The sequence below is a fragment of the Ruminococcus sp. YRD2003 genome, from assembly GCA_900109435.1.
GTDB classification, from domain to species: domain Bacteria; phylum Bacillota; class Clostridia; order Oscillospirales; family Ruminococcaceae; genus Ruminococcus; species Ruminococcus flavefaciens_G.
Genome location: FNZT01000012.1, coordinates 20,693 through 44,484 on the forward strand (window position 1 = coordinate 20,693; position 23,792 = coordinate 44,484).

Consider the following 23,792-nt stretch of genomic DNA (forward strand, 5'->3'; position numbering starts at 1 on the left):
CTGCTGATGTCGGATCAGATGAAAATATCGGCGAAGCCGATGCCATTAGCTCAGGTTAATGGCTGACGGCTGACGGCTAAACTGGTAAGAATATGCTTTATACGGAAACTCTAAAAGATAACAAAGACTTTCTGAATCTGTACAAAAAGGGGAGTTATATCCCCTCAAAATATTCCGTGATATATGTCCGCCCGAACGGACGTCCCTTCAACCGCCTCGGCATCACCGCAGGCAAGAAGATAGGCAATGCCGTCCACAGGAACAGGGCAAAGCGCCTTATCCGCCTTGCATACCGCGAGTGCGAGATAGATATGCCCGTCGGGATAGACATCGTTATCGTAGCGCGTACGCACATCTGCGAGATAAAATCGGACGAGTACTGCGCATATATGAAAAAGTACGGAGTCAGCGAGATAGAAAAGATAGCAAAAAAGAAAAAATGAAATATATCATCATTTCACTGATAAGGTTCTATCAGAAGTTCATCTCTCCCCTGACCTCTCCGAAGTGTAAGTATTACCCTACGTGCAGCTGCTACGCTCTCACATCGGTAAAACGATTCGGAGCGATAAGAGGCTCGGCTCTTGCTGCGTGGAGGATACTGCGCTGCAATCCATGGTCAATGGGAGGCATAGACTACGTCCCCGAGAAGTTCACCTTCAAAGTGAAAAAGTATGATTATGAGAGAGATTTTCCGTCAGAAATGCAAGACAAGACTGACTCGCACAATGGAGAGGATAAAAATTGAATTTTCTTTATGACCTTATAGGCATACCTTTCGGCTATCTGATGAGCTTTATCTACAGCATAGTACCGAATTACGCAATAGCTATCATATTGTTCACGCTCGTGACAAAGCTGCTGCTCTTCCCCGTCAACTACAAGACCCAGAAGAATGCGGCAAGAATGCAGCTTTTCCAGCCCAAACTTGAAAAATTAAAGAAAGCATACGGCAGCAATCCCCAGCGCCTTCAGGAAGAGCAGCAGAAGCTCTACCAGCAGGAGGGCATCAACCCCATGGGCTCGTGTCTGCCGATGTTTGTGCAGATGTTCCTGCTCTTCGGAGTTATCGACGTTGTATACAAGCCGATAACCCACATCCTCCACATCACCAAATCAGTAAGAACAGCTGCAATAGAGAAAGCCTCCGAGCTCGCTGTCAAGTTCGGCGATGTCAACGGCGGCAAGGAAATCTCCACAGGCAACCTCAGAAGTGAGCTCCTTACAGCAGAGGCGCTTGATAAGCACCCCTCCGAGTTCACTGATTTTGCCGAGAACTTTTTCCAGAAGGTATCGGAATTCTCGGATACGTTCAGCGTATTCGGTGCTAATCTCGGCAAAACACCGCAGTTCCGCCCCGAGGTATGGAACAGAGAGTCGATAATCCTCTTCTGTATCCCCTTCCTCGCAGGACTTGCCCAGCTCATCTTCTCGGTATACTCACAGATACACCAGAAAAAAGTAAATCCGCAGGCACAGGCAGCAGGCGGCGGCTGTATGACGGCAATGACGCTCCTCATGCCGATATGGTCTATATGGATAGCGTTTGAAGTACCCGCAGGCGTAGGCTTCTACTGGATATTCTCGTCGCTTTTCAGCTTCTTTATCACACTCGCCCTCAACCTCTACTTCACCAAGGACAGGATAGTGGCGATAAACGAGAAAGAGAAGCAGAAGGCAAAGGAATACGCAGAAAAGCACCCGAACAAGAAGACCTTCATGCAGCGTATGATGGAACAGCAGGCAAATCTCGAACAGCAGCAGGCAGCTCTCAGAGTTGACGAGAACGGCGACAAGATATCACGTTCCGAGATGAACAAGCAGAATCGCGAAAAGATAAAGGAAGCCCGCAGACGTATGGCAGAGAAATACGGCGACGAGTATGACGATTCAAATGACGAGGAATAATAAAGCTTGTACGACAAGCTCAAAATAGGAGGTTTAAGAAATGACTGAGATTTTCACAGCAAAAACAGTCGAGGAAGCAAAGAGTCTTGCAGCTCAGAAATTCGGCAAGAGCATAAGCGACATCAAATTCGAGATCCTTGAAGAAGGCAAGAAGGGCGGATTCCTCGGACTCGGAGCAAAAGACGCAAAGGTAAAGGCTACCTACGAGGCTATGCTTCCCCCCAAGGCAGAGGCAAGCGAAGCAGCAGAGGCTGTAGAGAAGGTCGCTGAGCCCGCAGCAGAGCCCGCTGCCGCAGCAGTTGAAGTAGTTGCAGCACCCGCAGAAACAACAGCGGAGGTAACAGCAGAAGCTCCCGCAGCAGAGTCGGCACCTGCCGAGGAAGAAGAGGATTTCTCACTCGACAGCTTCACACTCATAGAGAATGAATCCGACTATGCCCCCAAGGTCAAGATAGCCAAGGACTACATCACGAGCATTCTTCGTGCAATGGGCATAAACCCCGAATTCACGGTATATCAGAACGAAACAGGCGCAGTTATCAACATCGAGAGCGACAACAACGGTACGATAATCGGCAGACGCGGCGAGACACTTGATTCCATCCAGTACCTCTGCTCAATCATCGCAAATAAGGGCGACAAGGACTATTTCCGCATCACGATAGACTGCCTCGGCTACAGAAGCAAGCGCAAGGAGACTCTCGAGCAGCTCGCTAACAAGGTAGCAAAATCGGTACTCAGAACAGGCAGAAGTCAGCCCCTCGAGCCTATGAATCCCTACGAGAGACGAGTTATCCACTCGGCAATTTCAAAGATTGAGGGAGTATCCTCACGCTCGGTCGGCGAGGAGCCCTACAGAAAGATAATCATTTCCTCCAATAACCCGAGAAGAGGCGGCGGAGAAGGCGGCGGACGCCGCAGGGACAGACGTGACGACAGACGCGGAGGCGGCAGAGGCAACGGACGCCGCAGAGAGAGACGCGAGCCGTTCGAGCCAAGAGCAATAGACCTCTCGACATCGTTCGAGAAGGACTACAAGAAGCCCAAGCCTGAGGACAGCATGGAAGGCGGACTCTACGGCAAGATAGAGCTTTAATTTATTGAAAAACAGCGGGCGCACACAATAGTGCGCCCCTACCTATATGTACCAATTACCGCCTCGCGCGGCAGAAAAATGGAAGTGATAAAATGTCGACAATTGCGGCAATATCGACTCCGAATGCAGTCGGAGGAATAGCGGTCATACGCATTTCGGGCGAAAACGCGCTTGCTGTTGCTGAGAAGGTGTTCCGTCCGTACGGAGATAAAAAAGTCGCCGCGATGCAGGGCTACACCTGCGCCTACGGCATTGCTCATGACAACGGCGAGCGCATCGACGACTGCGTGCTGACGGTATTCCGCGCCCCGCACAGCTACACGGGCGAGGATACTTGTGAGATATCATGCCACGGCGGCTTGTATGTCTCGAAGCGCATTTTGCGTGCAGTGCTGAAAAACGGGGCTGTCAGCGCGGAGGCAGGCGAGTTCACGAAGCGTGCTTTCCTTAACGGCAAGCTCGACCTCACTCAGGCAGAAGCCGTAATGGACGTAATTTCGGCTCGCGGCGAGGCAGAGCTCCGCATGGCAGAGCAGCTACGCGAGGGCGCGGCATTCAAGAAAGCGCACGCGTGTTCGGACAGGCTTCTGAAACTTTTGAGCGGGATAGCGGCGTGGACGGATTATCCCGACGAGGATATCCCCGAGATAGAGCCGACGGCGATAACAGCGGAGCTGACGGAAATACGCGGCGAGCTTTCCTCGCTCATTCGCAGTTATGACAGCGGACGTATCCTTCGGGAGGGAGTCGCGACGGCAATTGTCGGACGGCCAAACGTCGGAAAATCGACGCTTTTCAATTGTCTGAGCGGCTGCGAGCGGAGCATAGTCACCGATATTGCGGGCACTACCCGTGACGTAGTCGAGGAGACCGTCCGTCTGGGAGACATAGTCCTTCGTCTTTCCGACACGGCGGGAATACATGATACGCAGGATATAATTGAGGGTATCGGCATAGACATCGCTGAAAAAACGGCAAGGAATGCCGAGCTTGTGATAGTTGTTTTTGACGGAAACTGTCCTCTGTCGGCGGACGATTTTGCTTTGATAGAAAAATTTAATAATAAGAAATGCATTGCAGTTATCAATAAGACCGACCGTGAACAGCTCATAGAGACGGATATTCTTAATGATAAATTTATACATATAGTATATATTTCTGCCAAAAACAGTGAAGGTATCGAGCAGCTTGAGAGCGCAGTCAAAGAGCTTTTCGAGATTAATCCCGATTCGATTTCCGTAGCAACAGCGGCAAATGAACGTCAGAAGCAGTGTATTGAACGTGTAATAAGTTCGATTGACGAAGGAATAAAAGTCATAGAAACAAGCGAGATGTACGATGCTCTGAATGTCCTTCTTGACGAAGCAGAGCAGTCCCTGCTCGAACTTACAGGAGAAAAAATCACAGAAGCGGTAGTCAACGAAGTTTTTTCACGTTTTTGTGTCGGCAAATAATGTTCCACGTGGAACAATTAAGGAGTAAATATGTCATACAAAATGGGAGAATTTGACGTAGCAGTTGTCGGCGCAGGTCACGCAGGAGTAGAGGCTGCACTTGCCTCAGCGCGCCTCGGCTGCAAGACTGTTATGTTCACAATTTCACTTGACCAGATAGCGAATATGCCCTGTAATCCGTCGATTGGAGGCACTGCAAAGGGTCATCTTGTCCGCGAGATAGACGCGCTCGGTGGCGAAATGGGCAAAGCAGCGGACGCTTGTTTTATCCAGAGCCGAATGCTCAATCGCGGAAAAGGACCCGCAGTTCACAGTCTCAGAGTTCAGGCTGACAGGGTCAAATATCATAATTATATGAAACAAGTCTGTGAAAAACAAGAAAATCTTTTTGTGAAACAGGCTGAAATAACAGAAATAATCTGTGAAAACGGGCAGATCAAAGGAGTAAAAACTTCACTCGGAGCTGAATATTCAGTCAGATCTGTGATAATTGCAACAGGTACTTACCTCAAAGGCAAGATACACATTGGAGAAATTTCATACGAAAGCGGACCTGATTCAGCACTTCCGAGCAGAGGTTTGTCTGCAAGTCTTATGGAAAATGGTGTGGAACTTCGCCGCTTTAAAACGGGAACTCCCTGTCGTGTCCACAAAAGAAGCATTGATTTTAATGCGATGGAACGTCAGGACGGAGATGAAAAAATCGTCCCTTTTTCATTTGAGACGCCTGTTGAAGGACTTGAAAACCAAGTGAGTTGCTACATTACTTATACAAATAGTAATACTCATGATGTAATTCTTTCTAACCTCGACAGATCACCTTTATACAGCGGAAGGATAGAGGGCGTTGGTCCCAGATACTGTCCGTCAATCGAGGACAAAGTAGTCAGATTTTCAGATAAACCAAGGCATCAGTTGTTCGTCGAGCCAATGGGATTGTCAACGGAGGAATACTATTTGCAGGGGATGTCATCGTCGCTGCCGGAAGATGTGCAGCTGAAATTTCTCCGCACAATAAAAGGCCTTGAAAACGTTGAGATCATGCGTCCCGCGTATGCGATTGAGTATGATTGCTGTGACCCGCTTCAGCTCCTTCCAACACTCGAATTCAAGAAGGTGAAGGGGCTCTATGGTGCAGGGCAGTTCAACGGAAGCTCCGGCTATGAAGAGGCGGGAGCTCAGGGACTTGTTGCCGGAATAAACGCAGCGTTAAAGATCCTCGGTCGCGAACCGTTGATCCTTAGCCGCGCGAGCTCATATATCGGCACACTTGTCGACGATCTTGTGACGAAAGGCTGCTCCGACCCATACAGAATGATGACTTCGCGCAGTGAATACAGGCTTATTCTTCGGCAGGATAACGCTGATCAGCGTCTTATGCCAATCGGTCACCGAATCGGGCTTATCAGTGACGAAAGACTTGAAAAACTTGAAAAAAAGATCTCTCAGGTTGAGGCTGAGATCAAAAGAGTTAAAACTACTACTATTGTTCCACGTGAAACATTGAATAAATATTTAGAAAACAAGGGAACTTCTCCACTTAAAAGTGGTTGCAAAATTGCAGATCTTATTCGTCGCCCACAGTTGAATTATAACGATATTGCTATGTTTGATGACAACCGTCCGACACTCCCTGATGATGTATGTGAGCAAGTTGAGCTAAAAATCAAATATGAAGGTTATATCGAAAAGCAGCTTGAGCAGATAGCTCAGATGAAAAAACTCGAAGAAAAGCTGCTTCCGCCTGACACCGATTATACGCAGGTTTATGGACTTCGTCTTGAAGCAGCAGAGAAGCTGAACAAGATCCGTCCGCTTTCTATCGGTCAGGCTTCGAGAATATCGGGAGTTTCTCCTGCGGATGTATCCATGCTTGCAGTTTGGCTCCATAAAGATAAGAGGTGAGATAATGCTGCCTAATTTTGAATTATGTTGCACTGAGTTTTTAAAGTACGGAATAGATGATTTTGACTTGGAAAAATATTCAAAAATGAATATTTATGCAGAATTTCTTGTCGAATACAATCATAAAGTCAATCTTACAGCTATCACCGAGCCAAGAGATATCCTTGTGAAACACTTCATTGACAGTGTTGTTCCGCTCAGATTTTTGTCCATTCAAAATGAAGCTTCAATTATCGACGTTGGTACGGGTGCAGGCTTTCCGTCTGTTCCAATAAAGATCTTCAGACCTGATCTTAAGATCACCCTCCTTGACAGTCTTGACAAGCGTATCACCTTTTTAAAGCTTCTTTGTGATAAGCTTGATATTGAAGCGGAGTTCGTTCACGGGCGTGCTGAAGATATCTCAAAAATGACGGAATATCGGGAAAAATTTGATTTCTCCTGTGCCCGTGCAGTTGCTAATTTATCGACTCTTTCCGAGTATTGTTTGCCGTTTGTTAATGTGGGCGGAAGCTTTATTTCTCTCAAGGGTCCGAATGAGGATATCAGTTCCGCTAAGGGTGCGATCAAGCTGCTCGGTGGTGAGCTTGCTGATGTTACCGACTACGAAATTGACGGCGAGGGCAGACGTCTTGTACAGGTAAAAAAAGTATCGCAAACTCCGCCAAAATATCCGAGAAACAGCGCTCAGATAAAAAAGAAACCCCTCTGAAAAGTGAATATTTATTCATTTATTCCGTCAAAATGTCGATTTTTGGCGGAATATTTTTATGGATTTTATTTCCCAAAAGTGGTAGGATAAGTACAGAAAATAAACGGAGGGAATAAAATGCCTGTATTTTTAAATATTTCTAAAGAAAAACAGATCAACAAGGTAGTGGAGATTGAAATTGAAAAGATTTGTCCGAATCCCAATCAGCCAAGAACTGATTTTTCGGATGAGGAGCTCTCTGCTTTATCCGAATCAATTTCGCAAAACGGTATTCTACAGCCGCTGACGGTTCGCAGGAGCGGAGATCGATTTGAGCTCATCGCAGGGGAGCGCAGACTCAGAGCCGCGAAACTATGCGGGCTGGAGGCGGTGCCATGCATAATCTGCGACATCAGTGACAGAAATTCGGCTATTCTTGCTCTGGTCGAGAATATCCAGCGGCAGGACCTTTCTTTTTTTGACGAGGCTGCGGCTATCGAAAAGCTCATCAGCTATTACGGAATGACGCAGGAGGAGGCTGCAAGTAAGCTCGGGAAGGCGCAGAGCACTATTGCCAATAAGCTCAGATTGCTGCGGCTGACGCCCGATGAGCGCGCTCTTATCACTAAATTTAACCTTACTGAGAGACATTCTCGTGCTCTCCTGAAGCTTGCAAGTCCCGAAGATAGGCTCGTTATTCTTGAAAAAGTCGTCACAAACAAGCTCAATGTCGACAGGACAGAAAAGCTCGTGGATGATTACATAGGTAAGGTCAAGGAAAAACAGAGCTATAAAAAACGGTCGAAAGTGTTCCGCAATGTGAAGATATTTGTGAATACTATCAACAAGGCTGTCGAGACTATGCAGGCGGCAGGGATCCTCGCTGATTCGCGGAAAATTCAGTCTGAGGATTATATCGAGTACCGCGTTCGCATACCTCTGCATAACGGATGATTGTTCCACGTGAAACAATCTTTTGAGAATTAATGTTATATTTAAGGCAACACCGCACAAAGCCCGCCTGAAGGCTTTGTGCGGTATTGCCTTAATGTTCCACGTGAAACATTTTTCACATTTTTTGCGTGAATTTTGTTCCACGTGGAACATTTTTTTCAAAAATCCCCCGCAGCTATTTACATTCGTTCCCGAAAGTGCTATAATAATAGTACATTATTTATGGAGGGTGAAATTATGGGTAAAGTTATCGCCGTTGCAAACCAGAAAGGCGGCGTCGGCAAGTCTACGACCGTCATCAATCTTGCGGCGTACCTCGGTATGCGAGGTAAAAAAGTGCTCTGCATAGATATTGACCCGCAGGGCAACGCTACTACAGGCTTTGGTATCAAGAAAAAGGGCGTGGAGCTCTCCATATACGATGTCCTCATCGGTAAAGCAAGGATACAGGACGCTGTTCTCGCGACCGAGTTCGATAACCTCTGCGCTGTTCCCGCTACGGAGAGCCTCGCGGGTGCCGAGGTGGAGCTGCTGAATATGGAGAACCGCGTCAATCGCCTTAAAATGGCTGTTCTTTCAGTCAAGGACGTTTTCGATTACATCTTCATTGACTGCCCGCCTGCTCTCGGTACGCTGACTATTAATGCCCTTGTTGCGGCAGATTCAGTCATGATACCTATGCTTGCGGAGTTCTTCGCGCTTGAGGGTCTTTCTCAGCTCGTGAACACTATTAAAATAGTTAAAACTAATTACAACCCTTCACTCGATATTGAAGGCATTCTCTTCACGATGTTCGACGGCAGACTTAATATCGCTAACGATGTTGTCGCAGAGGTAGAGAAGTATTTCCCGAATAAGGTGTTTGAGACAAAGATTCCCAGAAATGTGCGTATTTCAGAGGCTCCCAGCCACGGCAAGCCCATTGTTTACTACGATAAGGGCTCTAAGGGCGCTGACTCTTATACTCTGCTCGGACTCGAAATGCTCGGCGAACCGCTTGAGCTCCCGAAAAAGAAGAGAAGGGGAATCTTCCATTTCACTAAGACGAAAAGGAAAAAGAAAAACTGATTGTGTAAAATATCCGCCGACGCTCTGTGCTGAAGATTGGCGGCTGAAAGGATGATAAAATGGCAAAAGGTGGTTTGGGCGCGGGTCTTGACCTGCTCTTTGAGGATAATTCCAGAGAAGTTCAGGTGAAAAAGACCCTCCGCCTTTCCGAAATAGAACCGAACCGTGACCAGCCCCGTAAGGTCTTTACCGACGAGGCTATCACTGCTCTTGCGGAGTCTATACGCGAGCACGGTGTTTTACAGCCTATACTCGTTCGTCCTCTGTCTACGGGCGGCTATCAGATAGTCGCAGGTGAGCGCAGATGGCGTGCGGCACGTATGCTCGGTCTCGACGAGATACCCGTAACTATCCGCGAGCTCTCGGATATCGAGACTATGCAGATCGCTATTATCGAGAATCTCCAGCGTGAGGAGCTTAACCCCGTCGAGGAGGCTAGCGGCTATGCCGAGCTCATAAACAGGTACGGGATGACTCAGGAAAAGGTCGCTGCTATGGTCGGAAAGTCGCGTTCATCTGTGGCTAATTCGGTCAGAATGCTCGCCCTTCCGAAGCGTGTGCTCAATATGGTCGAGGAGGGGACTATCTCCGCAGGTCACGCAAAGGCTCTGCTCGGTTTCGAGGACGAGGAAATGCTCATCGCTGTCGCGAACCGCGCTTCCGAGGGCGGTATGACTGTACGGCAGATCGAAAAGCTCGCTCAGAGATCCGTCGAGGCTCAGAAGCCTCCAAAAGAGGTCAAGGTCAAGAAAGAGGACACGATATATAAAGAGGTCGAGATCTCGCTCCAGCTCGCGCTGGGACGTAAGATAGAAGTCCACCACGGCAAAAAGAAGGGCACTCTCGTCATCGAATTCTACGATAAGGACGACCTGAAGGCTCTTGCCGACGAAATATACAACATTAATAATTAAGGAGTAGAAAAATGATAGACATCAAGCTCATCAGAACAAATCCCGAACTCGTCAAGGAGAACATCAGGAAGAAGTTCCAGGACGAGAAGCTCGAACTCGTTGACAAGGTCGTCGAGCTCGACAAGCAGTACAGAGAAACTAAGGTGGAGTGCGACAGCCTCCGCAATCAGCGCAAGGTCAAGAGCAAGGAGATCGGCGGTCTCATGGCTAAGGGTCAGAAGGACGACGCCGAGAAGGTGAAGGCTGAGGTCTCGGAGCTCGGAAAGAAGCTCGAGGAGATGGAAGCGCGTGAAGTTGAGCTCGAGGGCGATATCCGCAAGATAATGCTCGTTATCCCCAACATCATCGACGAGTCCGTCCCGATAGGCAAGGACGACAGCGAGAATGTTGAGGTAGAGAAGTTCGGCGAGCCCGCTGTGCCCGATTTCGAGATTCCCTACCACGTCGACATCATGGAGAAGGTCAACGGTATCGACCTCGACAGCGCCCGCAAAACAAGCGGAAACGGCTTCTATTACCTCTGCGGCGATATCGCTCAGCTCCAGTCGTGCATTCTTTCGTATGCCCGCGATTTCATGATAGATAAGGGATTTATCTACTATATTCCTCCCTTTATGATAAGAAGCGACGTCGTTACAGGCGTTATGAGCTTCGCGGAAATGGAAGGCATGATGTACAAGATAGAAGGGGAGGACCTCTACCTCATCGGTACTTCCGAGCACTCTATGATAGGTAAGTTCATCGACACTATCATACCCGAAGGCGAGCTCCCCAAGACCCTCACAAGCTATTCGCCCTGCTTCCGCAAGGAGGTCGGCGCGCACGGCATCGAGGAGCGCGGCGTTTACCGCATTCATCAGTTCGAGAAGCAGGAGATGATAGTTGTCTGCAAGCCCGAGGAGTCTATGGACTGGTTCCACAAGCTCTACAGCTACACCGTTGAGTTCTTCCGCACGCTCGATATCCCCGTCCGCACTCTTGAGTGCTGCTCGGGCGACCTCGCCGACCTCAAGGTGAAGAGCCTTGACGTTGAAGCATGGTCTCCCAGACAGAAGAAGTATTTCGAGGTCGGAAGCTGCTCGAACCTCGGCGACGCTCAGGCTCGCAGACTCGGTATCAGAGTCAAGGGCGACGACGGTAATAAATACTTCGCTCATACCCTCAATAATACGGTCGTTGCTCCTCCGAGAATGCTCATCGCTTTCCTCGAGAATAACCTCAACGAGGACGGCTCTATCCGCATTCCTAAGGCTCTTCAGCCCTATATGCGCAAGGAGATCATCAAAGTTCCCGAGAAGAAATAGACCCAAAAGCCTTAAAGGATCTGACGATTCTTTAAGGCTTTTTTATAAGAAAGAATAAAGGATAATAGAGGTGTGAATACGGCACATATAAAAAGAAACGGCTGCAAGGTTCGGTAGCTTGCAGCCGTTTCTTCATGTTAGGAAAGGTTGGGTAAAGAATAGAAAATCATTTGTTGAGCATCTCTGTATCTGCCTGTTTTGCTGCTGCGCACAGACAGAAAGAGAATAGGGATACTGTCCCGCCGATGAATGCGCCTATCATCATATTCAGCATATCGCTCACCTCGTCTTTCATCTGTAATTTTTTCACGTTCATCTCTTTCTGCTTACATTATGGCGCACTTTTCTTAAAATAGTCTTAAAAAATACTACGTTTTTCAAATTTTTTTGTTGATATTACAGACTGTAAATTATGAGGTCAGCGGTCTGTGAACTCGTCGCCCCACTTTGCGGCTACACACAGGCACATTGCAAATACTCCCACTGCTCCGCCAAACATACTTCCAAGTATGAATCCGACCATATTATCACCTCTTTGTTTTATTATGCCCGCTTTTTTTGCTGTAAACAAAATTTTTATCGTGGCGGAGGTTTCTTGTCGGGGCGGCGTGTTGGCATGAGCCCTTGCTATTTCCAATCATTTATGTTATAATATCTTATACCAATAATCTGACAGGAGGTCAAATATGAAAAATTTTAACAGGTTTATCATAGCTCTGCTGTGCGCTGCCGTTTGTGCGGGAGCTGTCTCGTGCGACGACAACGATAAAAAAACTACCAGAAAAGCTACTTCCGTGACCGTTCAGGGCAATGAGCCTACTCAGGCTGCGACAAAGGGCGATTATGTCCCCGTCTCCGTTGACGATATGGACGTGCTCTACTCGGGCTGGATAAAGCTGCCTACGGGCAAGGAGTACATCATTCTCCTCAATGCTCTCGACCAGAAGTACGTAAACGGCTACGCTTATCCCGATTTTCCAGCCGACGTCTATAAGGAGGAGGGCGAGTACCTGCTCGTCAAGACTCTCGATAAGGTCGGATATATCCCCAAGACAAACTTTACGACCGAGGCTCCCGAGGTAGAGGGGCACGTCGAAAATACTACGAAATGAGGTAATTATCTATGAACAACATCACTAAGGACATCTTCTACATCGGCGTTAATGACCACGATATCGACCTCTTTGAGGGACAGTACGACGTGCCTAACGGTATGGCGTATAACTCGTACCTCATTGCTGACGAGAAAATTGCGGTTCTCGATACCGTGGACGCAAACTTTACCGAGCAGTGGCTCGCAAATCTCAAAGATGCTCTCGGAGGCAGACAGCCCGACTATCTCATCGTTCAGCACGTCGAGCCCGACCACTCCGCTAATATCGGCGCTTTTCTCAGAGAGTTCCCGAATACGGCTGTTGTCGGCAACGCAAAGACTTTCGCTTTCATCTCTGCTTTCTATCCCGATGTCGAGATAAAGAATGCTCTCACGGTCAAGGACGGCGACAAGCTCTCGCTCGGCAGACATGAGCTGAGCTTCATTTTCGCTCCCATGGTCCACTGGCCTGAGGTCATGATGACCTACGACAGCACCGATAAGGTTTTCTTCTCCGCTGACGCTTTCGGCAAGTTCGGTGCCCTCGACGCTGACGAGGACTGGGCTTGCGAGGCGCGCCGTTACTACTTCGGCATCGTTGGCAAGTACGGTGTGCAGGTACAGGGGCTCCTCAAGAAGGCGGCTGCTCTCGATATCAGCATCATCTGCCCCCTCCACGGTCCTGTGCTTACCGAAAACCTCGGCTACTATATCGGTCTGTATGATACGTGGTCGAGCTACGGGGTGGAGTCTGAGGGCGTGTTCATCGCTTATACCTCCGTTTACGGCAACACCAAAAAGGCGGCTGAGCTCCTCCGCGAGAAGCTCCTCGAGAAGGGATGCCCGAAGGTTGCTATCGCTGACCTCGCCCGCGAGGATATGGCTGAGTCGGTCGAGGACGGCTTCCGCTACGGCAAGCTCGTGCTCGCGACCACTACCTACAACGGTGAGGTGTTCCCCTTCATGAATCAGTACATCGACTGGCTCGTCGAGAGAAATTATCAGAACCGCACTATCGGTATCATCGAGAACGGCACGTGGGCTCCTACGGCGGCGAGAGTTATCAAGGCGAAGTTTGAGAAGTCCAAGAACATTACATGGCTCGACACGACTGTTACCGTCAAGGCGGCTCTCAGCGACGACAGCCGAGCACAGATAGATGCTATGGCTGACGAGCTGATGAAGTGAGTTGTCAGAATCTCGGGAGCGGATATTTTATCCGCTCCTTTTTTTGTTGCGTGAACTGTATCCTGTGGGCTGACTGATCTCATGAGCATGGAGAGTGGGTAGTTTTTGGTGGAAAGTGTTGAGAGTTTTACACCTCCCCCGACCTCTTTCAACAGCTTATATTTGCCGATTTTTCGGGCAGGGGAGTGGGGGAGGAGTTGAATTGTCAACCGCTTTCAACCAATTGCCGAGAGGGACATATCCGAAAAAGAGATGCCGAATGCAGGGGGGGCACTTCTGTCATATCGGCGGACACCTTCACGTGCCGAGGGGGGATGTCCCGAAGCGGTTTGCCTCATTTTCACTTCGGTCTGAGTTGCCTGATTCACTGACAAAATGTTCGGTTTTGGTCTTTGAAAATATGAAGGCGGCTGTTGTTTCACGTGGAACATTTCTTCCGTTTGACTTTTTTCGCGGTTGGTACTATAATAAGATTGTCGGATGTTAATGAAAGGATATGTGCATGAAAACTGTAAGAGATAAAAAAGGCAAGAGCAGACTGCTCCTGCCGAGCGACTACTGCGTCGTCGACATTGAGACAACAGGGCTCGCTCCCGAAGAGAGTGAGATAATAGAAATAGCTGCCGTAAAATACCGTGACTTCAAAAAGACGGAGGTGTTCTCGACTTTCGTCAAGCCGAAAAAGAATATCTCACGCTTCATCACCGAGCTCACAGGTATCTCTGACGATATGGTCGCGGGCGCGCCAGGAATAGAAGAGGCTATAAGTGACTTCCGTGAATTCGTCGGAGATGATATCATTCTCGGTTACAATGTCAATTTCGATATCAATTTCCTCTACGATGCCCTCCTCAAATGCCACGGGATATACCTGTGCAATGACTTCGTGGATGTGCTCCGTTTCACGCGGAAGGCTCTTGCTCAGCTCGAGAGCCGCTCGCAGGTAAGAGTTGCGGAGTATTTTGGGATAAGCACGGGCGGTGCTCACCGCGCCGAGACCGACTGTGATATCTGCAACGCTATCTATCTGAAAATGTGCGCCGAGCAGTGCATAATCGAACTGACAAAGAAAAAAGGAAGGTCCGGCTGACGTCTGACCTCCCTTTTGTAAATTATCGGGCGCTTTTGTCGTTTAAAGAGTAAAAATATATTGATTTCTCACAAATCTGCAAATAACTATTGACAAAGCTCTCCCAAAGGACTATAATGGCATTGTAAACAGCAATGAAGCTGAGGATCCTCGTCCTCGGCTTTTATTTTTTTGGTTAGCGCTAATTCCATACACAATGGGGTGTATGATGTACCGTGTTGTCGGTATGTCGTACGCCCCTTTGTTTTATGCTGTAATTTTTTTTAGGAGGAATCCATATGGACGCTCAAACTATCATTTCACAAGTCACTGAGAGCACTAACGGCGTTGTATTCGGAGTATGGTTCCTCGACTATGTGCTCCACATCGATGACCCCGTCGGCGCTGTTGCTGTTCATATGATGAACGGTATCTGGGGTACTATCGCTGTCGGTCTCTTTGCTAATCCCGAGGTCCCCGCCTACTCTCTCGCTGACCGTAACGGCGAACAGCTTGCAGGTCTGTTCTACGGCGACGGCAAAATGTTTATCTACGACATTGAGAACGTCATCAAGATACGTACGGGCGAGGAAGGGTATAACGCTCTCCACGATTCCGCCGAGTGGGAAAAGGCTTGACCATACGTAAATATTACGGGTATTCAGCGGGGCAAACCTTTCTGAAAAAAGGTTTGCCCACAGCCCCACTTTTTCCAATAAACTTATAATATGAATTTTGCCCCTATAGGGTACTCTCCTGATACGGAAAGATCGAGTCTTTCTTTTTCGTGAGAGTACCCCATAGGGGCAAATCTTAAATTGAAGGTTTTAGGAAGGGGAAGGGGGATCCCATGCTGCGGGCGGAAAAATGTCTCCTTCAATAATTAATGTGTCCTCAATAACCGCATTTAGGCGGTTATTGCCCCGAACTTCGTTCGGGGAGCGCAAATTCCCTTTATTATAAAGAATTTGCGCGTCACATTAATTGATGTCAAGCTCATTTTGCCCTAAAGGGCAAAACAAAGTGCAAGAAAAATTATCAATATCATAATTCTTTCTTGCACTTTGACAACAAAAAAACGGCTTTAAAAAGCAGAGAAAAGCCGTTTTTTTGTTGTTGAGCAGACATTAATTACCCGTAATACTCGGGTTTATCAGGCTTTTTCCGCTGATTCGGGGTATTTGTTGAACAGCAGTTTCAGCAGCACGGGCGTTATGATACTCGATACTATTATAAGTAGTATAACGGCTGTGAAGTAAGAGGAGTCGATGATACCGAGGTTCAGACCCTTGTTCGTTATGATGAGGGCGACTTCTCCGCGCGTCATCATGCCAATGCCTATTTTCAGGCAGTCTGTCCACTTGTAGCCGAAGCACTTCGAGACCAGTCCGCAGCCGATTATCTTGCTGAGCAGTGCTACGGCGACAAATCCGACCGAGAAGAGTATCATGCTCGTATCAACATTGCTGAAATCTGTCTTTAATCCGATACCGACAAAGAACATCGGCGCAAAAAACATATAGCCGTTGATGCTGACCTTGCGGTCAATGTATTCGGCGTCGCGGGTGTTGCAGAGGATTATGCCTGCGATGTAAGCTCCCGTGATGTCTGCGATGCCAAAGTATTTTTCGGCTACGAATGCCATGACGAGGCAAAGTCCGATAGCGATTATCGGGATGCGGCGCGTGTGAGAGTGCTTCTCGTCGTAGCGCTTGAACAGCTTATAAAATATGTATCCGAGTATCACCGACAGTACAAGGAAGAGCACTATCTTGCCCGTAACAAGGAGGGTGTTGCTGTCGGGGTCTTTGAAGCCGAGGACAAAGGTCAGCACGATGATGCCGATGATGTCGTCGATTATTGCCGCGCTCAGTATCGTTTGCCCGACGCGGCTGTTGAGATGTCCCATTTCCTTCAATACCTCGACCGTTATACCGACTGAGGTAGCGGTCATGATACTGCCGATGAAAACGGCTTTGAAGAATTCATCGGTCCCGACTGCCGCGAAGCCGTACATTCCCATATACAGGAGGCTTCCTCCCACGAGCGGGACGAGCACTCCGATACACGCGATGACGAATGCCGCCAGACCCGATTTTTTCAGCTCTTGCAGGTTCGTTTCGAGCCCCGCCGAGAACATTATGAGCACGACACCTATCTCTGCCATAATGCTGATGAATTCGGTCGGTTGGACGATGTTCAGCAGACAGGGTCCGATGACGAGCCCCGCGATTATCTCTCCCACGACCATAGGAGCTTTCAGCTTGCGCGCAACAAGTCCGAAGAACTTTGCAAAGACTACGATTATCGCAAGGTCGCGAAAAATGTCAATAGTTTCCAATTATCTCATTTCCTTTCACGCAAATAAAGAGAGCCGTCGGCTCTCCGTCTGATATTATAGCACATCAGAATAAAAATTGCAAGCGCTGTATTTGTCTATGCCGCGCGCCCGCACTTGACAAGCTCGGCAGGGTGTGCTATAATGTGGTTACAGCCTGAAGCTGAGGGAAGTGCGGTGAGAATCCGCCACAGCAGTCACTACCGTATACGGCTTTTTGCCAGAGTCGGGTCGCTCGTCAGGTATGTGGATATTCACGTTTTTGGACAGTGAAAAACGGGAACGTCAGTGCTTCCCGAGACCGTTCGGGAGGTTAGTTTGTTGTATCCCGCAGTCGCTTTCCGTTCGGAAGGCGTTTTTATTGCCCTATCATCATTGTTCCACGTGGAACAATAAAAAGAGGAGAGGTCATTTTTATGAAAAAATTCATCGCTGCGGCTGCTGCCGCATTCATCACCTGCTCGGCCATGAGCCTTACCGCTTTCGCCGATGACGCGTCTGCTGACATCTTTGTCACCATTGCGGATAAGGACGGCAAGCTCGCTGTCGCTCAGGAGGCTGTGACAGTCACCGATGCCGACAACGACGGCAAGCTCACCATAAACGATGCGCTCGTTATCGCGCACGATAAGTTCTATGAGGGCGGCTCTGAGGCAGGTTACGCTTCGTCTGAGGGACAGTACGGTCTCGGTCTCGATAAGCTCTGGGGCACCGAGAACGGCGGAAGCTACGGCTACTACGTAAACAACGCTGCGGCTATGGGGCTCACTGACGAGATAAAGAGTGGCGACTGCCTCAATGCTTTCGTTTATCCCGACCCGAATGCGTGGTCTACCACTTACTACAGCTGGTTCGACAAGAATACCGTCGAGACTGAGCAGGGGACAGAGGTAGAGGTTGTGCTCAAGCGCGCAAGCTTCGACGAGAATTTCCAGATGGTTCCCGTTGCTGTTGAAGGAGCGGCTCTCACTGTTGACGGTGAGGATACAGATGTCAAGACCGACGCTGAGGGAAAGGCTAAGATAAAGCTCGATAAGGCAGGCAAGAATATCATCAGCGCTGCTTCTCCCGAGGGTATGACTCTTATCGCGCCCGTACTCATCGCTGATGTAAAGGGCGAGGAGACTACTACGACTACAGAGGCTGAAACGACAACTACAACTACAACAACTACAACTACTACGGCAACTACTACCGCTTCAACTTCGACTGCAAAGTCCACAACAGCTTCGGGCTCCGCTTCTCCCAAGACGGGCGACACGGGTGCGGCTGTTTCACTCGTTCTGCTCGGAACAGGCGTTTTTGCAGCCTTCTCTTTAAGAAAAAAGCATGAAAACTAAGGCTCGGAAAAGACTTATGTCGTGGGCGGCGGTCATCGTACTGTCGCTCGCGCTCGTCCCGATAAGAGCTTTTGGCTACGGATATACCGCCGACGAGGTCGATGACCTTATCGGCGGTATACTTGCATATAAGCTCGATGAATCGGGCGCGGACAGCGTTCAGGATTGGATAGACGGTTACCTCACCGACAAGGCGGGCGTGATGTCGGAATGGTATATCATCGCGCTCAGTCAGGACGGCGTGCGCGGAATGGACTCATATGAGCGGGCGCTGACTGACTACATCAGCTCGAATACGATACACTCGGCGACGACCCGCGAGAAGCTCGCTCTCGCTCTCTGCGCCGCGGGGAGCTCCGACAGCTATATCGCCGATATCCTCGACGAGTCTGTCGGGGAGAATGGGATAATGAGCCGTATCTACGGGCTTCACATCCTTAATAACGGCTACACCTGCGACAGGTATACGGCGGAGTCTGTCGCGGACGAGCTGCTCGGTATGCAGTATGCGGACGGCGGCTGGGCTCTGTTCGGCGAATACGGCGATATCGACGTCACCGCTATGACCGTGCAGGCTCTCGCTCCGCAGTACGGCGAGCGTGCCGATGTGGAGGCTTCCGTCGACCGCGCCCTCGACTTCCTCTCGCGTAAGCAGATGGACGACGGCGGCTATAAGGGCTTCGGCAAGCCGAATCTCGAGAGCTCCGCGCAGGTGCTGACAGCACTTTCGGCGCTCGGTATAGACTGCTGCGAGGACGAGCGCTTCATCAAGGACGGCAATACTGTTATCGACGGTATGCTCGGCTATCGGCTCGGCGACGGCAGCTTCTGCCACGAGGCGGACGGCGGCTTCAACGAAACCGCAACTATTCAGGCAATGTATTCTTTCGTCGCGTATAAGCGTATGCTCGCGGGGAAGCCCTACATTTATATGATGGATAACCGTCGGGAGCTTTCGCAAAACGGCGGTGATACGCCCGATACTGCCGCTGTCGTGACAACGCGCGCAGGGGAGGCGGCTGTCACGACGGCTGCTGACCGTGTTCCTGCGGAGTCGGGGACGGCTGCGGTGACTTCTGCTGCTGTCTCGTCGACCCTTGCTTCGGCTTCTTCAATGGTATCGTCGACATTCGCGGTATCGTCGGCGGGCTCGTCGGCACAGGTATCGGGTCCGTCGGAAATCACGGGCACTGCGACGTCGGCGGTGACGTCGGGCAGCGTGATTTCCGTAAACAGCGGCAGCACGCACGGCGGCTACAAGCCGATAGCCGTCATCGTTATCATAGGAGCAGGCGCTCTGCTGTCGGTGCTGCTGCTCGCCCTCGGCAAGAAGAACTGCAAGAACTTCATCTTCATCGGAGGGGCTGCGGCTGTCGGTATCGTTATCATTCTTGTGACGGATATACGCTCCGCAGACGAGTATTACGGCTCGTCCGCTGTCAAGGAAAACGCCGTAGGTACGGTGACTATGGAGATACGCTGTGATACGGCTGTCGGAAAGTCCGACAGCGAATATATCCCCGAGGACGGCGTTATCCTGCCTGTGACCTCGTTCGATATCGAGGAGGGCGATACCGTTTTTGACGTCCTCACCGACGCCGCACAGACCTGTGGCATTCAGGTGGACTCGCGCGGAGGCTCGAAAAGTATGATCTATGTGGCGGGAATAAACTATCTGTACGAGTACGATTTCGGCGACCTGTCAGGCTGGGTGTACCATGTCAACGGCATCTCGCCTTCGCGGAACAGCGGCGATTACGTCCTCTCGGACGGCGACAGGATCGAATGGCTGTATACCTGCGAGCTCGGACACGACCTTAACGAGGTGTACGAGGAATGAGAAGGTTTGAGGAATTTGACCCCGTGGCTGTCACGGTCTGGTTTTTCAGCGTCACGGGAGTTGCGATGTTCTGCGGACATCCGCTTCTCATGGCGATATCACTCGCGGGAGCTGTGCTGTTCTTCGTAGTTCGCAACGGCACGAAGCACGGCAGGTCGCACCTTTTCTTCGTCCTGCTGTTCGCGGTGCTCGCGCTCGCTAATCCGCTCATATCGCATAACGGCGCAACTGTGCTGTTCGTGGTCAATGACCGCCCCGTCACTCTCGAAGCACTGCTGTATGGCGTAAATTCGGCAGCTGTGATAGTCGGCGTGCTGTACTGGTTCCGCTCGCTGACGCAGATAATGACGAGCGAGAAGGTGCTGTGCGTGGCGGGGACAGTCTCGCCGAAGCTCGCGCTCGTGATGTCTATGGCGCTTCGCTCCGTGCCGATGTTCGCAAGACGGGCTAAGCAGGTCAGCGACTCGCAGAAGGCTATGGGGCTCTACAGCGAGGACAATATCATCGACGATATCCGCGGCCGTATGCGCGTTTTTTCGATCATTTCGACGTGGGCGCTCGAGAACGGCATCGTCACTGCCGACAGCATGGCGGCACGCGGCTACGGTACGGGCAGAAGGTCGCAGCTCAGACGCTTTCGGTTTACGGCGGCGGACGCGGTGCTCATGCTCGTGACGCTCGCTCTTCTTGCTGTTACGGCGGCGGCTATCGCTGCCGATTCCCTCGCTTTCACGTTCTACCCGCGCATTGATATCAACGTGAACGGCACGCTCGGCATCTGCGGAGCCGCTGCATACGGAGTTCTTGTGCTCCTGCCTATTTTTATTGAAACGGAGGTGTCGCTGAGATGGAGATACTTGCAGTCGAAAATCTGAGCTTCACGTACCCGAATTGCGGGGCTCCCGCGCTGAGGGACGTCTCGTTCACGCTCGAAAAAGGCGAATTTGCGGTGCTTTGCGGAGCTACGGGCAGCGGAAAGTCAACGCTCCTGCGTATGCTCAAGCGCGAGCTCGCGCCGCTCGGGGTGCGCTCGGGACGCATACTCTTCTGCGGGAAGGAGCTGTCAGAGCTCGCGGACCGCGATTCTGCGGCAAAAATAGGCTTCGTGATGCAGCAGCCCGAGCAGCAGATAGTCACCGACAAGGTCTGGCACGAGCTCGCGTTCGGGCTTGAAAATCTCGGTGTCCCGCAGAGCGAGATAGCTCGCAGAACTGCCGAAATGGCAAGCTATTTCGGCATCGGAGAGTGGTACGACAGGGACGTCGCCGAGCTCTCGGGCGGTCAGAAACAGCTGCTCAACCTCGCGGCGGTGCTCGTCATGCAGCCCGATATCCTTGTCCTCGACGAGCCTACCGCACAGCTCGACCCGATAGCCGCTTCGGACTTCATTGCCGCTCTGAAACGGCTCAATCAGGATATGTCACTGACTATGATAATGGCTGAACATCGCCTCGAAGAGGTCGTGCCGATATGCGACAGGCTCATGGTCATGGAGCAGGGGAGCCTCCTCGCGAACGGCGCTCCCGAGCAGGTCATCACGCAGCTTGGCGGGCGGGATGAGCTGCTGCGCGGTATGCCTGCGGCGGCAAGGCTGTTCTCGGAGCTCGGCGGGAGCGGGGACTGTCCGCTGACCGTGCGCGAAGGACGCCGATATATCGAGGAAAACTACTCCTGTGAGGTCAGGGGGCTGCCTGCGGAGAAGTACGCTGTTCCCGATGCGCCCGCACTTACGCTCGGCGATGTGTGGTTCCGCTATGACCGCTATTCCCGCGACGTGATAAAGGGGCTCGACCTCGAAGTCGGGACGGGCGAGATATTCTGCATTCTCGGCGGGAACGGCTCGGGCAAAACTACGACGCTCAACGTGGCAGCGGGCTTGCTGAAGCCGTATAAGGGAGCTGTGCGCGTGTTCGGGAAAAAGCTCAAGGAGTACCGCAACCGCTCGCTATACCGTGAATGCCTCGCGCTGCTGCCGCAGGATGTGCAGACTACCTTTCTGCATGATTCCGTGAAGGAGGAGCTCAAAGAGTGCGGCGCGGATGTGAGCTCCCTTCCCTACGACATCTCACACCTTCTCGGCAAGCACCCCTACGACCTCTCGGGCGGCGAGCAGCAGCTTGTCGCGCTCGCTAAGGTGCTCGCCTCTAAGCCGAAACTGCTCCTCCTCGACGAGCCGACAAAAGGGCTCGACGCAAATGCAAAAGCCGATATGACCGCTATCCTGCGGCGTCTGAAGGCTGAAGGCGTGACTACGGTAATCGTTACGCATGATGTGGAGTTCGCCGCAGACTGCTCCGACAGGTGCGCGATGTTCTTCGGCGGACAGGTGGTCTCGGTCGGCACGCCGCGTGAGTTTTTCTCGTGCAGCAGCTTCTATACTACCGCCGTCAGCCGCATGACACGCGGTTTCTACGAGGGGGCTGTCACCGTTGCACAGGCGGCGGAGCTCTGCCGCAGAAACGGCAAAAAGGAGGCGCCGCCATGTTTGTGATACGGAATCGTGAGCTGCGCAATACCATCAGAGTTGCAGTGCCGTTCGTGCTTGTGCCCGCTGCGACTTTCGCGGGAGCTGTGGTGTTCGACAGAAAACGCCATATCATTATCTCGCTCGCGATAGCTGTTATGGCTCTGCTGCTGTTTGCGGCGGGCTTCGAGCGCAAAACTACGGGCTCGCGGAGGCTCGTGATAGTGTCCGTGATGACTGCTCTCTGCTTCGCGGGGAGGTTCATTCCCTTCCTAAAGCCTATCGCTGCCCTCACGATAATAACCGCGCTCTACCTCGGCGGAGAGGCGGGATTCCTCGTAGGGGCGATGACTGCGGTGCTCTCGAATTTTTACTTCGGGCAGGGGCCGTGGACCGCTTTTCAGATGCTCGCGTGGGGAATGACAGGACTGGTCGCAGGTATCTTCGCGGAGCCGCTCAAACGCAAAAAATGGGCGCTGCTCCTCTACGGTGCGCTCGCGGGGGTCGGCTATTCGTTCATTATGGATATCTGGACTGTGCTGTGGTACGCGGAGGGGTTCAGCTTCAAGCTCTACCTCGGTGCGCTTTTTACCGCGATTCCCTATACGCTATCGTATGCGGCTTCAAATGTGCTCTTCCTCCATTTTCTCGCTGAGCCGTTCGGCAGCAAGCTCGGGCGTATCAAGACGAAGTACGGCGTTTAAGGCGAAATTTTCAAAAAGGGCTTGACAAATGCTGCGGGATAGTGTATAATGTGTAAAGTGTTTTTGGATTACACCCTTGTCAAATTCGGAACAAGGAGCAAAGTTATGGCTAAAGAGCTTAAATTCGTCATGCTGCTCGATTGCTACGGAGACCTGCTCACCGAGCATCAGCGCAGCGTTATGGAGCTTTACTACTGCGAGGACCTTTCGCTCGCCGAGATAGGCGCACCGCTCGGGATAACCCGTCAGGCGGTGAGAAGCCTCATCAAACGCACCGAAAATATCCTCCTCGGCTACGAGGAACGGCTCGGATTCGCCGACCGCCTCGGAAAAATGCGCGACTGCTTCTCCTCTATCGCGGAGGAGGCGGAACTGATACCCGACGAAAAGCTCAGAAATGCGATACTTTTACAGGTGAAGCGCAGTGAGGAACTGCTCTGATACCATTATATATACCCCAAA

23 protein-coding genes and 1 pseudogene are annotated in these 23,792 nt (G+C 50.9%); 21 read left to right on the forward strand and 3 right to left on the reverse strand.

What is annotated here, in order from left to right; all coding sequences use genetic code 11:
* Positions 1–92 precede the first annotated feature (92 nt).
* The 11 genes from rnpA (at position 93) to serS (ending at position 11,294) form a co-directional block, all read left to right on the forward strand.
* A complete protein-coding gene (gene rnpA, locus BMX22_RS11045) occupies positions 93–443 on the forward strand; it encodes a ribonuclease P protein component (RefSeq protein WP_074742505.1) in 351 nt (116 codons plus the stop codon).
* On the forward strand, positions 440–748 hold the full coding sequence (yidD, locus tag BMX22_RS11050; protein WP_074742506.1) for a membrane protein insertion efficiency factor YidD: 309 nt from the start codon (positions 440–442) through the stop codon (positions 746–748). Before rnpA ends, yidD begins: the two co-directional genes overlap by 4 nt.
* Positions 745–1,908: a YidC/Oxa1 family membrane protein insertase gene (locus BMX22_RS11055; RefSeq protein ID WP_074742507.1), complete on the forward strand. Its 1,164-nt coding sequence runs from the start codon at positions 745–747 to the stop codon at positions 1,906–1,908. The genes yidD and BMX22_RS11055 overlap by 4 nt, the downstream gene beginning before the upstream one ends.
* Positions 1,909–1,948: 40 nt before the next feature.
* The gene (gene jag / locus BMX22_RS11060) at positions 1,949–3,004 is read left to right on the forward strand and encodes an RNA-binding cell elongation regulator Jag/EloR (RefSeq protein WP_074742508.1); all 1,056 of its coding nucleotides are present in this window, start codon (positions 1,949–1,951) and stop codon (positions 3,002–3,004) included.
* A 92-nt stretch (positions 3,005–3,096) separates the two neighbouring features.
* The gene (gene mnmE / locus BMX22_RS11065) at positions 3,097–4,458 is read left to right on the forward strand and encodes a tRNA uridine-5-carboxymethylaminomethyl(34) synthesis GTPase MnmE (RefSeq protein ID WP_074742509.1); all 1,362 of its coding nucleotides are present in this window, start codon (positions 3,097–3,099) and stop codon (positions 4,456–4,458) included.
* Positions 4,459–4,488: 30 nt separating this feature from the next.
* A complete protein-coding gene (mnmG, locus tag BMX22_RS11070; RefSeq protein ID WP_074742510.1) occupies positions 4,489–6,363 on the forward strand; it encodes a tRNA uridine-5-carboxymethylaminomethyl(34) synthesis enzyme MnmG in 1,875 nt (624 codons plus the stop codon).
* A gap of 4 nt (positions 6,364–6,367) precedes the next feature.
* Entirely contained in the window at positions 6,368–7,075 is a 708-nt protein-coding gene (gene rsmG / locus BMX22_RS11075; RefSeq protein WP_074742511.1) for a 16S rRNA (guanine(527)-N(7))-methyltransferase RsmG, read from the forward strand.
* 117 nt (positions 7,076–7,192) lie between these two features.
* Positions 7,193–8,008, forward strand: a complete 816-nt coding sequence (locus BMX22_RS11080) for a ParB/RepB/Spo0J family partition protein (RefSeq protein WP_074742512.1) — start codon at positions 7,193–7,195, stop codon at positions 8,006–8,008.
* A 237-nt stretch (positions 8,009–8,245) separates the two neighbouring features.
* Positions 8,246–9,076, forward strand: coding sequence for a ParA family protein (locus BMX22_RS11085; RefSeq protein ID WP_074742513.1), 831 nt, complete (start codon positions 8,246–8,248; stop codon positions 9,074–9,076).
* Positions 9,077–9,135: 59 nt separating this feature from the next.
* On the forward strand, positions 9,136–9,990 hold the full coding sequence (locus tag BMX22_RS11090; protein ID WP_074742514.1) for a ParB/RepB/Spo0J family partition protein: 855 nt from the start codon (positions 9,136–9,138) through the stop codon (positions 9,988–9,990).
* Between the two features lie 11 nt (positions 9,991–10,001).
* Entirely contained in the window at positions 10,002–11,294 is a 1,293-nt protein-coding gene (gene serS / locus BMX22_RS11095; protein WP_074742515.1) for a serine--tRNA ligase, read from the forward strand.
* 166 nt (positions 11,295–11,460) lie between these two features.
* Here the strand turns inward: serS and BMX22_RS11100 are convergent, their stop codons facing one another.
* Positions 11,461–11,610, reverse strand: coding sequence for a DUF3789 domain-containing protein (locus BMX22_RS11100; RefSeq protein WP_081349180.1), 150 nt, complete (start codon positions 11,608–11,610; stop codon positions 11,461–11,463).
* A 102-nt stretch (positions 11,611–11,712) separates the two neighbouring features.
* Positions 11,713–11,817 (reverse strand): DUF3789 domain-containing protein, encoded by a 105-nt coding sequence (locus BMX22_RS11105; protein ID WP_074742516.1) that lies wholly within the window; start codon positions 11,815–11,817, stop codon positions 11,713–11,715.
* Positions 11,818–11,980: 163 nt separating this feature from the next.
* Between BMX22_RS11105 and BMX22_RS11110 the strand changes: the two genes are divergently transcribed.
* The 4 genes and pseudogenes from BMX22_RS11110 to BMX22_RS16710 form a co-directional block, all read left to right on the forward strand.
* Positions 11,981–12,406: a hypothetical protein gene (locus tag BMX22_RS11110; RefSeq protein ID WP_074742517.1), complete on the forward strand. Its 426-nt coding sequence runs from the start codon at positions 11,981–11,983 to the stop codon at positions 12,404–12,406.
* Between the two features lie 11 nt (positions 12,407–12,417).
* Complete coding sequence (locus BMX22_RS11115; RefSeq protein ID WP_074742518.1) at positions 12,418–13,575, forward strand: FprA family A-type flavoprotein; 1,158 nt, start codon at positions 12,418–12,420, stop codon at positions 13,573–13,575.
* 502 nt (positions 13,576–14,077) lie between these two features.
* Complete coding sequence (locus tag BMX22_RS11120; RefSeq protein ID WP_177173020.1) at positions 14,078–14,665, forward strand: PolC-type DNA polymerase III; 588 nt, start codon at positions 14,078–14,080, stop codon at positions 14,663–14,665.
* A 326-nt stretch (positions 14,666–14,991) separates the two neighbouring features.
* Positions 14,992–15,282: pseudogene (locus BMX22_RS16710) on the forward strand (hypothetical protein); the annotation flags it as partial.
* 515 nt (positions 15,283–15,797) lie between these two features.
* Here BMX22_RS16710 and BMX22_RS11130 read toward each other — a convergent pair.
* Entirely contained in the window at positions 15,798–16,985 is a 1,188-nt protein-coding gene (locus tag BMX22_RS11130; RefSeq protein ID WP_074742521.1) for a cation:proton antiporter, read from the reverse strand.
* A gap of 413 nt (positions 16,986–17,398) precedes the next feature.
* Between BMX22_RS11130 and BMX22_RS16150 the strand changes: the two genes are divergently transcribed.
* From BMX22_RS16150 to ylxM, 6 genes are all read left to right on the forward strand, one after another.
* Positions 17,399–18,322 carry a hypothetical protein gene (locus BMX22_RS16150; RefSeq protein ID WP_074742522.1) on the forward strand — a complete coding sequence of 308 codons (924 nt, stop codon included), beginning with the start codon at positions 17,399–17,401 and terminating at the stop codon, positions 18,320–18,322.
* Positions 18,312–20,162 carry a DUF4430 domain-containing protein gene (locus BMX22_RS11140; protein ID WP_074742523.1) on the forward strand — a complete coding sequence of 617 codons (1,851 nt, stop codon included), beginning with the start codon at positions 18,312–18,314 and terminating at the stop codon, positions 20,160–20,162. The genes BMX22_RS16150 and BMX22_RS11140 overlap by 11 nt, the downstream gene beginning before the upstream one ends.
* Positions 20,159–21,037 carry an energy-coupling factor transporter transmembrane component T gene (locus BMX22_RS11145; protein WP_074742524.1) on the forward strand — a complete coding sequence of 293 codons (879 nt, stop codon included), beginning with the start codon at positions 20,159–20,161 and terminating at the stop codon, positions 21,035–21,037. Before BMX22_RS11140 ends, BMX22_RS11145 begins: the two co-directional genes overlap by 4 nt.
* Entirely contained in the window at positions 21,010–22,653 is a 1,644-nt protein-coding gene (locus BMX22_RS11150) for an ABC transporter ATP-binding protein (protein ID WP_074742525.1), read from the forward strand. Before BMX22_RS11145 ends, BMX22_RS11150 begins: the two co-directional genes overlap by 28 nt.
* Positions 22,644–23,330, forward strand: a complete 687-nt coding sequence (locus tag BMX22_RS11155; protein ID WP_081349181.1) for an ECF transporter S component — start codon at positions 22,644–22,646, stop codon at positions 23,328–23,330. The genes BMX22_RS11150 and BMX22_RS11155 overlap by 10 nt, the downstream gene beginning before the upstream one ends.
* Positions 23,331–23,435: 105 nt before the next feature.
* Positions 23,436–23,771: a YlxM family DNA-binding protein gene (gene ylxM / locus BMX22_RS11160; RefSeq protein WP_074742526.1), complete on the forward strand. Its 336-nt coding sequence runs from the start codon at positions 23,436–23,438 to the stop codon at positions 23,769–23,771.
* The last annotated feature ends 21 nt before the right edge of the window (positions 23,772–23,792 follow it).

Bases quoted from the DNA above. Each gene is read 5' to 3' on its own strand.
- BMX22_RS11150 (WP_074742525.1), top strand. From the start codon at position 21,010: ATGGAGATACTTGCAGTCGAAAATCTGAGCTTCACGTACCCGAATTGC.
- BMX22_RS11090 (WP_074742514.1), top strand. From the start codon at position 9,136: ATGGCAAAAGGTGGTTTGGGCGCGGGTCTTGACCTGCTCTTTGAGGAT.
- BMX22_RS16150 (WP_074742522.1), top strand. From the start codon at position 17,399: ATGAAAAAATTCATCGCTGCGGCTGCTGCCGCATTCATCACCTGCTCG.
- jag (WP_074742508.1), top strand. From the start codon at position 1,949: ATGACTGAGATTTTCACAGCAAAAACAGTCGAGGAAGCAAAGAGTCTT.
- yidD (WP_074742506.1), top strand. From the start codon at position 440: ATGAAATATATCATCATTTCACTGATAAGGTTCTATCAGAAGTTCATC.
- BMX22_RS11100 (WP_081349180.1), bottom strand. From the start codon at position 11,610: ATGAACGTGAAAAAATTACAGATGAAAGACGAGGTGAGCGATATGCTG.
- BMX22_RS11120 (WP_177173020.1), top strand. From the start codon at position 14,078: ATGAAAACTGTAAGAGATAAAAAAGGCAAGAGCAGACTGCTCCTGCCG.
- BMX22_RS11110 (WP_074742517.1), top strand. From the start codon at position 11,981: ATGAAAAATTTTAACAGGTTTATCATAGCTCTGCTGTGCGCTGCCGTT.
- BMX22_RS11115 (WP_074742518.1), top strand. From the start codon at position 12,418: ATGAACAACATCACTAAGGACATCTTCTACATCGGCGTTAATGACCAC.
- BMX22_RS11085 (WP_074742513.1), top strand. From the start codon at position 8,246: ATGGGTAAAGTTATCGCCGTTGCAAACCAGAAAGGCGGCGTCGGCAAG.
- mnmE (WP_074742509.1), top strand. From the start codon at position 3,097: ATGTCGACAATTGCGGCAATATCGACTCCGAATGCAGTCGGAGGAATA.
- ylxM (WP_074742526.1), top strand. From the start codon at position 23,436: ATGGCTAAAGAGCTTAAATTCGTCATGCTGCTCGATTGCTACGGAGAC.
- rsmG (WP_074742511.1), top strand. From the start codon at position 6,368: ATGCTGCCTAATTTTGAATTATGTTGCACTGAGTTTTTAAAGTACGGA.
- BMX22_RS11080 (WP_074742512.1), top strand. From the start codon at position 7,193: ATGCCTGTATTTTTAAATATTTCTAAAGAAAAACAGATCAACAAGGTA.
- mnmG (WP_074742510.1), top strand. From the start codon at position 4,489: ATGTCATACAAAATGGGAGAATTTGACGTAGCAGTTGTCGGCGCAGGT.
- rnpA (WP_074742505.1), top strand. From the start codon at position 93: ATGCTTTATACGGAAACTCTAAAAGATAACAAAGACTTTCTGAATCTG.
- BMX22_RS11145 (WP_074742524.1), top strand. From the start codon at position 20,159: ATGAGAAGGTTTGAGGAATTTGACCCCGTGGCTGTCACGGTCTGGTTT.
- BMX22_RS11140 (WP_074742523.1), top strand. From the start codon at position 18,312: ATGAAAACTAAGGCTCGGAAAAGACTTATGTCGTGGGCGGCGGTCATC.
- BMX22_RS11155 (WP_081349181.1), top strand. From the start codon at position 22,644: ATGTTTGTGATACGGAATCGTGAGCTGCGCAATACCATCAGAGTTGCA.
- BMX22_RS11105 (WP_074742516.1), bottom strand. From the start codon at position 11,817: ATGGTCGGATTCATACTTGGAAGTATGTTTGGCGGAGCAGTGGGAGTA.
- serS (WP_074742515.1), top strand. From the start codon at position 10,002: ATGATAGACATCAAGCTCATCAGAACAAATCCCGAACTCGTCAAGGAG.